At 49.4% G+C, this 13,751-nt stretch carries 7 protein-coding genes; 4 read left to right on the top strand and 3 right to left on the bottom strand.

Translation table 11 applies throughout. The features are described 5' to 3' along the window. Positions 1-446 precede the first annotated feature (446 nt). Both SD10_RS28455 and SD10_RS28450 read left to right on the top strand, forming a co-directional pair. The gene (locus tag SD10_RS28455; protein WP_046578831.1) at positions 447-3,410 is read left to right on the top strand and encodes an FAD-binding and (Fe-S)-binding domain-containing protein; all 2,964 of its coding nucleotides are present in this window, start codon (positions 447-449) and stop codon (positions 3,408-3,410) included. A 191-nt stretch (positions 3,411-3,601) separates the two neighbouring features. Next, positions 3,602-6,187 (top strand): GEVED domain-containing protein, encoded by a 2,586-nt coding sequence (locus tag SD10_RS28450; protein ID WP_046578828.1) that lies wholly within the window; start codon positions 3,602-3,604, stop codon positions 6,185-6,187. 33 nt (positions 6,188-6,220) lie between these two features. Here SD10_RS28450 and SD10_RS28445 read toward each other — a convergent pair whose 3' ends face one another. Next, on the bottom strand, positions 6,221-7,594 hold the full coding sequence (locus SD10_RS28445; RefSeq protein WP_046578827.1) for an APC family permease: 1,374 nt from the start codon (positions 7,592-7,594) through the stop codon (positions 6,221-6,223). Positions 7,595-7,794: 200 nt separating this feature from the next. Further along, positions 7,795-10,812 (bottom strand): TonB-dependent receptor, encoded by a 3,018-nt coding sequence (locus SD10_RS28440; RefSeq protein WP_046578825.1) that lies wholly within the window; start codon positions 10,810-10,812, stop codon positions 7,795-7,797. 219 nt (positions 10,813-11,031) lie between these two features. Here SD10_RS28440 and SD10_RS28435 point away from each other — a divergent pair, with 219 nt between their 5' ends. Beyond that, complete coding sequence (locus SD10_RS28435) at positions 11,032-12,387, top strand: Gfo/Idh/MocA family protein (RefSeq protein ID WP_046578823.1); 1,356 nt, start codon at positions 11,032-11,034, stop codon at positions 12,385-12,387. Positions 12,388-12,395: 8 nt separating this feature from the next. On the opposite strand, the gene SD10_RS28430 is transcribed toward SD10_RS28435, so the two are convergent. Next, positions 12,396-13,397: an FAD:protein FMN transferase gene (locus tag SD10_RS28430; protein WP_227699093.1), complete on the bottom strand. Its 1,002-nt coding sequence runs from the start codon at positions 13,395-13,397 to the stop codon at positions 12,396-12,398. Between the two features lie 49 nt (positions 13,398-13,446). On the opposite strand from SD10_RS28430, the gene SD10_RS28425 reads away from it, so the two are divergent. Further along, entirely contained in the window at positions 13,447-13,650 is a 204-nt protein-coding gene (locus SD10_RS28425; RefSeq protein ID WP_046578819.1) for a hypothetical protein, read from the top strand. The last annotated feature ends 101 nt before the right edge of the window (positions 13,651-13,751 follow it).

Below are 13,751 nucleotides of genomic sequence, written 5' to 3'. Positions count from 1 at the left end.
TTGGTTAAATTTACTCCTTCGTTCTCGTTTGTTACCAAGTTCTCGACAATACACGAAGCATGTAGCCACACGTCTGGGTTGTATCAACTTGGCGAGAATTTATTGAATAAAACCTGAACCATTTGGCGAATTACATCAGGATAAGACGAAAATACAAATGCGATGAGGTTAAAATGCGAGTAATTCTTGGCAAAATCGTATCACAATAATTGTTAAAATAAATGACCATTTTAATATTATTCCATTTTTTAATAGTATATTATATTTCCTTAACAACTAATGATCAATGCCTTACAACATAAATAAGCTAGAATTAATTATAACTTTACGTATAAACGCCTTCCCCTCATTTTTTACTCTATCAACTCAAAAAAATGTAGTATTTACACCTACTTTTGCCTAACTATTCCATTGCCTAATAGCCAATAGGCAGTTTGTGTGTTTCTATGCGTGCGGACCTCCTTAAACATCTAGCCAACCAGTTAACCGGTGATCTCTTCGACGATACAACGTATCGAACCCTGTATGCAACCGATGCGTCGGCTTATCGGGAGATGCCAACGGCGGTGGCTATCCCTAAAACAGTTGACGACCTTAAGGCGTTAATCGCTTTTGCGAATGAACATAAAACAGCGCTGATCCCCCGTACAGCGGGCACATCGCTGGCCGGACAGGTAGTTGGCAGCGGCATCGTTGTTGATGTATCAAAGCATTTTACCAAAATACTGGAGGTCAATCCCGAAGAGCGGTGGGTGCGTGTGCAGCCAGGTGTTATTCGGGATGAGTTGAACCAGTTTCTTAAACCTTACGGCCTTTATTTCGGCCCCGAAACGTCAACGGCGAACCGGGCCATGATTGGCGGTATGGTGGGGAATAACTCGTGTGGCTCGAACTCAGTGGTGTACCGGGATACTCGAGAACATACATTATCCGTAAAGGTATTGCTGGCCGATGGATCGGAGGCTGAATTTGGTCCGGTTAGTGGCTGGGACTTTACCAAGCAGGTTAGTGAAGCCAGCCGTAAGAATGGATCAGCCACGCTGGCTGACAAGATTATCCTGAAAGCAAACGCCATTTTATCGAATGCTGCGAATCAGGAAGAAATCCGACGAAATTTTCCCAAGAAAACCATTGAACGACGCAACACGGGGTATGCCCTGGATGTCTTGCTCGATATGCAGCCATTCGCCCCGGAAGGCGAATTGTTCAATATGGCCAAGCTGATTGCCGGTTCAGAAGGAACGTTGTGTTTTTTGACCGAAATAAAGCTGAACATCGTTCCACTACCACCCAAGGAAAGCGGGCTGGTTTGTGTTCACTGCCATTCCATCGACGAGGCTCTGCGCGCTACCCTGATCGCCTTGAAATACAAGCCTTATGCCGTTGAATTGATCGACGACATTATTTTGGAGCGGGCCGATACCAACCCGGAACAACGAAAAAACAGCTTCTTCGTCCAGAAAACGCCCACCGATCATTTCCCGATTATTCTGGTCGTTGATTTGTCGCGCGATACACGGGCTCAAATCGAGCAGCTCTCGGCGGCTATGATTGCCGACATGCAGGCGGAGAATATGGGCTACCATTATCCATTGCTATTTGGTGAGGATAGCAAAAAAATATGGACGCTTCGCAAAGCGGGTCTGGGGTTGTTGGGCAACCTGCCCGGCGACGAGAAAGCCGTTGCTGTTATTGAAGATACCGCTGTTGATGTAGGTGATCTACCGGATTATATCCGTGATTTTAACGAGATACTGGCCAGGCACCACATGCATGCAGTACACTATGCCCACGCGGGTTCGGGCGAGTTGCATCTGCGCCCCATCATTAACCTCAAAACAGAAGAAGGACACCGGCAGTACCGGATGATTGCAGAGGAAATTGCGACACTCGTAAAAAAATACGACGGTTCTTTATCGGGTGAGCATGGCGACGGACGTCTTCGGGGCGAATTTATTCCGCAGATGGTCGGCCCGCACAACTACGAATTGATGCGGCAGATCAAACATACCTGGGACCCGGCTGGCATCTTCAATCCCGGCAAAATTGTGGAAACGCCACCCATGGATACCTTCCTGCGGTACGAAGCCGGTCAGCAAACACCCGCCTTTAAAACGTATTTCCGTTACAAAGATCAGGATGTTCTTCAGCACGCAGAACAATGCAACGGCTCGGGCGACTGTCGCAAAACAGAGGCTTCGGGCGGAACTATGTGCCCAAGTTACATGGCTACCCGCGACGAGAAAGATACGACACGGGCACGGGCCAATATCCTACGGGAAATGCTCACCCGTTCACCCAAAGAAAACCGCTTCGATCATAAGGAAATAAAAGCAACGTATGATCTCTGCCTGTCCTGTAAGGGATGTAAAAACGAATGCCCTTCCAATGTGGATGTAGCCAAGCTAAAAGCGGAATTTTTACAGCATTACTACGAATCGAATGGTATTCCTGTCCGATCACGGCTGATTGCCAACTTTGCCCGCTTGTCCAACTTAGCGTCGATTGCGCCCTGGGCCTGGAACGGCGTTCTGGGCACACCTTCGCTCCGGCGCATCGCCAATCGTCTCGTCGGCTTTCACCCCGACAGGACAATGCCGATGATGGGCAAAACAACCTTGAAAAAGTGGTTTTTTGAGCGGAATAGAAAACAGGAAACGAAAGCTACGAAACCCTCTGGCCGCTCCCTCCTGCTTTTCTGCGACGAGTTCACCAACTTCAATGATGTTGAAGTTGGGCAAAAAGCCGTTCAGCTATTTGAGCGGTTGGGCTACACCGTTATCATCCCTCAACATGGCGAGAGTGGCCGGGCAGCCTTATCGAAAGGAATGCTTACCTACGCCAAAACACTGGCCGAAAAAAACGTTCGTCTGTTGAAGGACGTGGTATCCGCTGACACACCGCTGGTTGGTCTGGAGCCATCAGCTATATTGACATTCCGGGATGAGTATCCTGACCTGGTCGATGAGTCGTTGATAGCGGACGCAAAACGTATCGCCGAACATGCCCTAACCTTTGAAGAATTTTTAGCACGGGAGGCAGACGCCGGCCACATCAAACCAGAGCAGTTTACAACCGAAACCCGGTTAATTAAACTACATGGACATTGTCAGCAAAAAGCCGTTTCGTCATTGGTACCAGGCAAGAAGGTGCTGTCATTGCCAAAAAATTATACCGTGCAGTTAATTCCATCAGGCTGTTGTGGTATGGCCGGTTCATTTGGATACGAAGCTGAACACTACGATGTTTCTATGAAAGTTGGAGAGCTTGTTTTATTCCCAACCGTCCGCCAACAGCCTGATGGCGTGATTATTGCGGCTCCCGGCACATCCTGCCGCCACCAGATAAAGGATGGGACAAACCGAAAATCACAACACCCCGCTGAGATTTTATTTGATGCTCTTTTGTAACCTTTTAATTATTGTTGGCCTTAAAAACCGGCTTAATAAAGTCCAGACAGTCTTGCATAATCAGTGTGGACTCATTCGATCTAAGTTTTTGTCACCGATGCACGAGCTAAGGATACGGCCTGTATTCTTAGCTTAATCGACAGTACACAAAGGCATAATTTTTGTACATACTTTCCCTTAAACACCGCTCTATGGGAAAATATGTACAGGTATTATTTTTGTGGTTGTGGCTGCCAGCCGTTCTTTTGGCTCAACAGCCAGTTCATACAAATCCAACCTTACCGCTGTGTGCTACCTTCGATTTAACAGCAGCGCAACGTAAAGAACTTAATTTGCAGGCATCGCAGGCACTGGCTCAGAAGCGCGCTTCGAATGCAGCATTCGCCAGCATTACCTATGTACCCATTCGACCACACATTCTTCGGCGAAGCGACGGTACAGGTGGTATGTCAACGGCGAGCCTCAATCAGGTCATAGCCGTTACAAACAGTTACTACTTATTGAATGGCTACGGAATCCAGTTCTACTTCTGTGGGACTTCGCCAGACTACATCAATAACGATACACAATACAATAGCTTCGACATCAACAATGAGTCAGCTATAACGCAAGGGCATGATGTAACAAATGCAATGAATCAGTATTACGTCAATTCCTTCGCATCAGGTGCAGGTGGCTATGCTTATTATCCAGCTAACGGTCTGTACTCAACTCATTCGTTTATCCTTAATGAAGCCGGTAATGAAGAAGATATGGGCAACCGACTCATTCCACACGAGTTAGGTCATAACTTCAATCTTGTTCACACCTTTGGTGAGCGCGCCGGAAATGGTACGTTAGGCTCAGGAACCACCTTTGAATTAGTGACGCGGGGCGCCGGAGCTAACTGCACAACAGAAGGTGACTACATATGCGATACGCCCGCAGATCCTTACAATGTCGACGGGGCTAATATCATTTACGTAAACAATTGCCCGCAGTATGACCCGAGCAGTACGGCCCGCGACGCGAATGGGCAAGCCTACAATCCATCCCTAACAAACATCATGTCCTATTATTTTCCCTGCGCTCATGATTTCACCGCAGGGCAATATGACCGGATGCAGGCTGGGCTGGCCTTACGCCAAACCCATACAGCTTACTCATTAGACTGTCCACCAACAGCGGTGTCTGCGCCAACCAATCTGGTCGCGTCCATTAGCAATGGGAATGTTTCATTGACCTGGCAGGACAATGGCACCAATGAAATGGGGTATTTCATTGAACGCTCCCGCTCTCCTACGTCGGGCTTTTTGCCAATTGGTGGCGTTGGGCCCAATATGACCACGTTTACGGATACTAAAACTACCCCTATAACCACTTACTATTACCGGGTAAAACCATCGAATTCCACAACAACGGGAATAAGTCAGATAATCAACATCCAAACGCCCGCCTGCCGTCCATCTTTTGTTTATGCCTGTGATTATCCGGTAGGTTTCTCCAGTATGGCCGTAAACAATGTCGCTTTGAGTCAAAACTCAGGTTGTTCGTCGAAAGGATATGGGACCTTTGGCACATCGACCACCGTCCTGGCCGGTATGTCTTATCCCGTATCAGGCGCTTTTCTTTACTCATTTTATGACCAGGGCGTAACGATCTGGGCAGATTTAAACCGGGATGGAACGTATGATGCTAACCAGGGGGAGCGCCTGTTTCAAACGTCTTCTTACGTGACGGGACAATTTGCGGGTAGCCTTACCCTGCCAGCCAGCTTATCGGCCGGTGCCCTGTCTATTCGGGCTATTACTGCGTATTCCACCATTCCTAACATTCCCTGCGGAACCTATTCATACGGGGAGGCCGAAGACTATACGCTAAACGTAGTTAGCCCAACTCCTCCATCGGCCGATCTGAGTCTATCCCTGCAAAGCAGCATTCGAACGCTGGCAACTAATCAACCCGTCAGTTACTCATTGACCATCCGCAACGCCGGCCCCAATGACGCAGCGGATATTAGCTGGCAAAACCGGCTACCGGCCAATGTGAGCTTTCTCAGTGGAGGTACGAATGTTGTCAATTCCGGTACGGCCGTTAGCGGTAGTAATATAGCGCTGGCGAATGGCCAATCCGCTACGTTTATTTATCATCTCCTTCCAACCCAGGGAGGCACTTTTGTGAATGCCGCTCAAATTATGACCAGCAGTCTACCCGACCCCGACAGCCAGCCTGGTTCAGGAACCGGCGACGGGCAGGACGATGCAGCCTCGGTCGACATTCGCACTGCAGCCAGTACCAGCACCGTGTATAGTTCGCCCAACCCCAATCAGGTTCCCTTACCCGCCGTTGCATCGAGTCAGCCAGCTCCCGATCCAGACAAAGCCGACCTATCACTGGCAATGGCTGTCGATTTGCGTACACCAATTGCGGGCCAGTCCGTTACATTCACCGTCAGCATCAGGAATGAAGGCGGCCTGCCCGCTACCAACATTGTTGTCCGTGACACCTTACGCGGATTGACGTTGACCGGCTCATCGCCAGTATTTAATGTAGTAAGTACTGGAGCGGGCTACACGATTATTGAAGGAACGGTTGCTTCACTGGCTGCCAATGCAACTACGCAGGTAGCCTTTACGGCGACACCTACTTCAGCAGGTTATATAACCAATGCCGCTCAGATCTGGTCATCAGCCGTAGCCGACCCAGACTCGAAACCGGGATCCTTAACCCCAACTGGTAATAACTTCAACGGCGAAGATGACATTGCCTGGATCGACTTGCGCGTGGAATTGCCTTGATGCAGTCGTGGGCATCAGTGGCAACATGCCCATCTATTTCTCAAACGGCCACTGTTTTCGCACGCCCGCCGAAATGAGAAAAGCAACAATGCCTAACCCAATAACGGTTATCCCCGATAGCATGAACGTCAGGCCTGTCGAGAAAAAAATGAAGAGCCAAACGCCAATGGCCAATAGTACAGGTATCGGATAAAGCGGCATTCGGAAAGGAAATTCAGCAGCGGCCCGTCGGCGGTGAAGTAGCATTAGGCCAATGGCCTGCCCAACAAACTGAACCACAATCCGCATGGCAAGAATAGCCATAATTACATCACCCAGCCGGAATAGCAGACTAAACACAAAGCCCAACCCACCCAGAAAAAGCAGCGACACATACGGAAACTGGCGGGTTGGGTGAAGTTTCGCGAAAACTTTAAAGAACTGCCCATCTACCGCAGCCGCATACGGCACGCGTGAATAACCAAGTAGAACAGCAAAAAGCGACGAAAAAGCAACCAGCAAAACCAGAATCGTGGCGAATTTAGCAGCACCAGGGCCATAAAGCGTCTCGACGAACGTGCTGACAATGAAATTGCTATTCTGGGCAATCTGCCAGGGTACCACACTGACAACACTCAGGTTCATAAGCAGATACAAACCCGCGATCCCCAAGATCGAAATAAACATACTGGCTGGAATATTCCGGGTGGGTTTCTGAATCTCGCTGCCCAGATGGCAAACGTTGTAATAGCCAAGGTAACAATAGATCGTTTTGACAGATGCCTGCCCCAATCCGGCCGCCAGCAATCCGCCACTCACCGATCCAATTGACTGAAACGTATCGGCCAGTGGAATCCGGGCATTACTCAGCCCGCCAATAATGATCCAACCCAGTGTTAAGAGAACAGCCCCCCACATAACCAGACCAATTTTGCCAATCGAGTCAATCTTTCGGTATAAAAGGGCAATGATAATCAGAACCACCACGCCCGACACTCCTTTGCGTTGCCATTCATCCAGAGGCAGCAGATAAGACGCATACTGCGCAAAACCAATGGCGCCGGATGCCATAACCAGCGGAGCCTGAATCAACGTTTGCCAGACATACAGGAAGGATAACAAACGGCCCCAACGCCGTTCACCATAGGAAATCTTCAGAAAATTATAACTCCCTCCAGCCTGCGGAAACGCGGCCCCTAACTCGGACCAGACAAAGGCATCAATTAAGGAAACAAACGCGCCCAGTACCCAGGCCCATATAAAAAGCGGACCGCCCAGGGTTTTGATTACCAACGGCAATACCACAAAGGGGCCAATGCCGACCATGTCGATCATGTTCAACGCTGTACCTTGCAGCAGCGTTAAATTACGGGGCAGAGCAGCCGATGCAGTATCGGACGATTGGTCTGGAGAGGTAGCGTTACTCAATAGCGTACTGGATAACAGGCTTTCGTTCTTACCTTCACCGACTCAGACGGCCAGACAACAGCGCATGGCATGAATCACGAAAAGGTTCTGACTTATCTGAGAAAGGCCAGAAAGCGACTAAAAGTTCGAATTATGTCGAACAAAAAAGTGCCCTGCTTTCAGCAAAAGCAGGGCACTGGAAAAGCAAGTAAGGACAATGGTTAGTTCATCAGTTGATCGAACGTAAGGCTTATATAATACATGGAGCCGACGCTGGGATTTCCCCAGGCCTGGGTATACAGCTTGCCTGTCAGGTTGGTCCCACCCACTTTAAGAATAGACTTGAAGCTGGTAAGTTTTTTGCTGACCTGTGCATCGAGCGTACTGTAAGACGGGATTATCGTCTGCTTACGAGCCGTTGCTTCTGTATTAGCGAAACTACCCTCCCACAAGAACGAATCCTGTTGACGATACACCACATTGAATCCAAAACCCGTACCGCGTACATTCCGGTTACCGAACGACAGATTATACCGATATTTCGGTGTATTGAAGAACGTGACAAACCCCGTTGGAATCTTGTCCTCATCGATCAAATAGTTCGACGATACGTTAGCCCCAACGGTGTAATTACCCGGCAACACGTATTCGGCGCCAACGGCCCAACCCGCGTTTTTCAATTGTGTTGGCGAATTTGTGGGGTATGAATACACCGAACGGGTTGAACCGCTAATTAGTTGCAATGTCGAGACGGGATCCGTCAATGACACCGGCGATTTACCCTGCACGACGATTTGGCTTCCCAGAAAATTCAGGAAACGATTGTAGTAGTAATAGGCATCGATGAACAGCTTTTTCCCGATAAGTCCCTTATAGCCAACTTCATATGTTTCTACGCGTTCCGGGTCATAGCCCAGGTTAGGCGTTTTTTGCAGAAGAGAAATTGCCTGCGGCAAAGCGGCCGTTCCTCCCTGCTGCAAGGCAGCCCCAAATGCCTGCACCGACTGAAGGGTATAGGTCGGGTTTGTATTGAGGTTATATTTATCCTTCAGAAACGGCAACCCGCCAATGAGCCGGGCACTGGGCGTATTCAGGTCAATGTATTGATCCTGGGTGGTGGGAATCCGGAAGCCCCGCTGAAATGACGCCCGGAAGTTATGGATTTTAGCAACCGTCAGAACGGCCGAAAAACGGGGGCTTACCTGCGCTTTGAAATTCTGGTTCTTATCGTAACGAATCGAACCGGTCAATTTCAGAACATCGGCCAGCGTTTTCGATGCCTGGGCATATGCCCCAAATTCATCGATAGTAAATTCTTTCCCGTTTTCGTCACGAGCAAACAGCGTACCTTCTGAATTCAACGCATATCGACGGACGTTTCCACCCACAATTAACTCAACCGTTTTTGGGTCGATCAACTTTGTGAAATTATACATCACCTCGCCATGATACAGGTTAGTTTTGTCCAGAAACCGGGCACCGACACCCGTTGCATCACCAGGGATCGGTTTGCCGGTTACAGCATCGATGGCCTGCTGGAAACCAGCTGTACCAGGCAATAAGCGGCCCTGATCGGCAGCCCCTCGGGCTTGATTCAACAAAGCCGTTTGCTGACTGTTTATATAGGTTTGCGCAGCTGAAAGAGCAGCCCCCGGCGCCTGCCCCGCCCCAAGTGCGGTTAAGTAAGCACCCGCATATCCCTGTAAAGCCGATTGGGCATACGTGCCAAAATAGGTAGGAAACCATTTGGCTGCACTACCACTCCAGGCTTCATTAATACCTTGGCCGAGAATTGACGTGGCATAGCCATCTCCCGAACGCTCCTGTGTAGTGTAGGCCCGAACAAAGAAGTTTGATCCCCGTAGTTCAAGCTTATACTGGCCCAGCTTGAACCCTTTGAGGTAATAACGATCAGCGCCGGTATAGACAGTTGTCCCAGTGCCCCAGTTGGCCTGGATAATCGCTTCTACATTTTCGTTCAGCCGATAATGCAACGCCCCATTCAGCTTCAGATTTGTCGCATTGTAATTGACCAGATCGCTCTCCTGATAACCCGTCCGCGAAATGTTAAGATTGGGAATGATGTTGTTGAAAATCTGTTGTGGAGTCAATCCTGTCAGTTGTGGTAAGGTCGCATTGCCCGCCTGCGGGATTTGGGTGGTAGCGATAGCCCCCAGAACGGCAGATGTCCCATTTGCCCCCGTTCCAGGCTGGCCATTCCCTAAAAGGTTGGAATACAGGTTAGCGCTGGCATCGCCGTAAATATTGATTCCATCGTAGCCAGGGTTGTTGGCACGATTGCCCGTCTCAAGATTGTAGCCGTTCGAAAAACCCTGATCTCTGTAGTCAGTGGCCTGCCAGTCCTTTGCAGTTAAGTAAGAAACGCCAACTTTAATGGCCAGTCTGTTATTAAAGGCCTTGGCATAACGAAAAGCGGCATCGTAAAACGGAGTCGTAGCTGTTGACCGATTGCTGGCATTCATAACACCCCCTTTCACATAGGCACTCAGGCCCTGGTACAGAAAAGGACTTTTCGAATTCATTAGCAATAAGCCGTTGATCGCATTCGGGCCATAGAGCGCCGAGGCCGCACCGGGCAGGAGTTCAACACTTTCCAGATCAAGCTCCGACACCCCGGCAATGTTGCCTACCGAAAAATTAAGACCGGGCGCCTGGTTGTCCATCCCATCGAGCAGTTGAACCACCCGAGTGTTGCCATTCGAGCCGAACCCACGTACGTTGACGGACTTGAACGTTAAACTTTGGGTACTCATGTCCACGCCCTTGATGTTCTGCAATGCATCATAGAAAGTAGCCGCTGGCGTAGACTGAAATGTGCGAATATCCAGCCGCTCAACGGATACGGGCGACTTGAGTACACTCTCCTCCACCCGTGAGGCCGACACGACAACCTCCTGCCCCATGGTCACCTGCTCTTTCAGGCTCACGTTCAGATCGGTTCGGTTGCCATTGACAACAAATTCCTGTGGTTGAAAACCAACGGCTGAAATAGCAATTGTAAAAGGCGTTGGAGTCGTTGTTGTTAGCGAAAAGTTACCTTTCTGATCCGTAATGGTTCCGATGACTTTGCCTTTTACCGCAATACTGATCCCAGCTAATTCCTCTTTCTTTACATCGTCTGTTACCTTCCCGGCAATTTTGGTCTGGGCAATGGCATCACTGCCAAAGGCATTAAATAAAGCGAGAAGTAACACTAAATAAGTAATAATTTTTCCCATAGGTGTATAGTAACAAGTTAGGAATTGGTTACAAAATCGTCTTAGACGCTAAACATACGGATAACCCTTCATTTTGTACAAATTTTTCTTGTAATTAATAAATTACATCTTACTCATGCATAATTTATGAATTTCAATCATGCCAATAATAATTAGTAAATTTTAATTTGTATTTCCTTTAGTATCAGACAACTTTCTCAACCGAAATTTCTTCTATATATGACAACTGAATCGAACCAGGCACGCCGGGACTTTCTTAAGGCATCTGGCCTGTTGACAGGGAGCGCTCTGCTAGGTAGTCTGCCTTTTCAAACCAAAGCGGCTGGTAATCCAGGCTACCATTTTTCGGTAAATGACACCATTAAAGTAGCCCTCATTGGTTGTGGTGGACGGGGCACAGGAGCAGCTCAACAGGCGCTGAACACGAAGCAAAACGTCAAAATCGTGGCCCTGGCCGATGCCTTCCGGGATCGGCTGGATGACGCCTACAAAGCATTGACAGAACGGGGACTAAAAGCGGCTGATGGTTCACCAAAAGTAGATATACCGGAAGATCATAAGTTTGTAGGGTTCGATGCCTACAAGCAGGCGATGGCTCTGGCCGATGTCGTTATTCTGGCCACCCCTCCGGGTTTCCGGCCCAGCCATTTTGAAGAAGCCGTTCGGCAGAACAAGCAGGTATTTATGGAGAAGCCCGTAGCGACTGATGCACCGGGCGTTCGGCGGGTGCTGGCGGCTGCGGAAGAAGCGAAACGGAAAAAATTGAATGTCGTGGTTGGTCTGCAACGGCGCTACCAGCCAAGTTACCGCGAGATGATCAAGCGCATTCACGATGGGGCGCTGGGCGATATCGTGGGCGGCCAGGTGTACTGGGTCAGTGGTGGCGTTTGGCAGAAACCCCGCAAACCCGGCCAAAGCGAAATGGACTACCAAATGCGTAACTGGTATTATTTCAACTGGCTCTGTGGCGATCACATTAATGAACAGCATGTCCACAATATCGATGTGGCCAACTGGGTAAAAAACAGCTATCCGGTTTCCTGCCAGGGTACGGGTGGCCGGCAGGTACGGACGGGCAAAGATTACGGCGAAATTTTCGATCACCACATCGTCGATTTTGTATATGCCGATGGAACAACCATTAATAGTCAATGCCGCCACTACGAAGGCACTTACAGCCGGGTAGACGAGATGTTCCTGGGTACAAAAGGAAAAGTGGAAGGCATGGAAAAGAAAACCAGCGCCCTTCTGGGCTACAACGGTCAACCTATTTACAGCCACAACGCCAAAAACGATGGCAACCCGTATCAAATCGAGCACGACGAACTATTCGACGCGATTGCGAAAGGCCAATACAAGTTTGCGGATGCCGAACGCGTGGCCAAGAGCACAATGACTGCCATTATGGGCCGTATGGCTACGTATTCGGGCAAAGTGGTAAAGTGGGATGAAGCCCTTAACTCGCAAATTGACCTCTTCCCCGACAAACTTGCCTGGGACGCCATGCCGAAAAGTGTGCCTGATGCCAATGGATTATACCCAATTGCGGTGCCCGGAAAAACGGTAACCGTGTAATATTGACGTTACGAGAACGGGGCCGATTGCCATCTGTGCAATTGGCCCCGTTTGTTTTCCAGAATTAGCAGTTTCACCCCCGGAAAGCGCTTTACTAATCGACGGCTTTTGCGAAGACCCGCCACACTGAATACTTTCGTCAGGGCATCGGCCCGGTAGCCATCGGGTGCCAGCACCGTGGTCCGAACGAAGTGCTGAAGCCCTAATCCAGAACGTGGATCCATAATGTGCGAGTACCGCTGACCTTTGTATTCCAGAAAGCGGTAAGTATCTCCTGAGGTAGTAACAGCCGCATTTTTCAGGAAAATCGTCGTTGTATCGGCGTCATCCCTTGTACCCGAGCCAATGCTTACCCGCCAACCCTGGCTGCCTGGGGGCGGGTCACTGACCAGAATGTCTCCCCCAATGTCAATCAGGGCTGACTTGATCCCAAAGTTAGATAAGCGTTTTATCGCTTCGTCGATAGCATATCCCTGGCCAATACCGCCCACATCCAGCCGCATGCCGGTTCGGCGCAGGCGAACTGAGCGGGTTGTGCTATCGAGGTCCATCAGGCGATACCCGACCGCTCGTCTGGCCCGATGCCGTTCGGTATCTGTTGGGAACTCTTTCCGCCGAACCGCCCGGCGCCACAGCAGGGTTAGGGGACCAAGGGTTGGATCGAAACATCCATTGGAGCGGCTGGCAATCATTTTTGCTTTTTTCAACACAGCAAACAGATCGACCGACACGGGCACCCATTTTCCGGAACCCGCCGTTTTTGACAGCTCATTTATTTCGGAGCCATCTAGGTAATCGCTCATAATTTGATTGAGCGAGTCCATGCGGGCATTGACAGACGCATTAGCCCGCTGGGCAGTTAGGCTATCTGGTGCGTAAAAAATGACGTTGAACTGCGTACCCATCAGTCCCCGGCGGAACGAAAAACGCGACAGGTTGGGTTGTGCAGTGACCAGTCCCGGTAGTAGACTGACCACAGTAAGCAAGCCGGTTAGGAAGCGAAGAGACAAATGAGTGTTCAAAATAGTTTAACAGGCAGCCTCCAGAATTAGCCAACTAATGGTTACTATCAAAAATAAATACATCCTGCTGGCAGCCGGTTTCTGGCTTTCAGGCCTGGCTTTAACATTAGCGGGTGCTTACGGCAAAAGCCACCAGTGGAGCGCCACGGGTACACTATTAACCATTGGTATTTCAGCGCAGGCCATTGGCTTTGCTTTTTTAGGCTTCGCCATTATGCAGGCTGTCTTCAAGAAAAAATAAATCGAGCCAGCCGTTTTAATTAAGGGACGGCATAGCTTACCACTGATTGACAGTTTGTTATTCAGGATTGAAACAAATCCTGGATAACAAACTGGAAGTCG

The sequence above is a fragment of the Spirosoma radiotolerans genome (genome assembly GCF_000974425.1).
GTDB classification, from domain to species: Bacteria; Bacteroidota; Bacteroidia; order Cytophagales; family Spirosomataceae; genus Spirosoma; species Spirosoma radiotolerans.
Note: the sequence above shows the minus strand (reverse complement) of the source record. Positions and strands in the feature narration are given on the sequence as shown.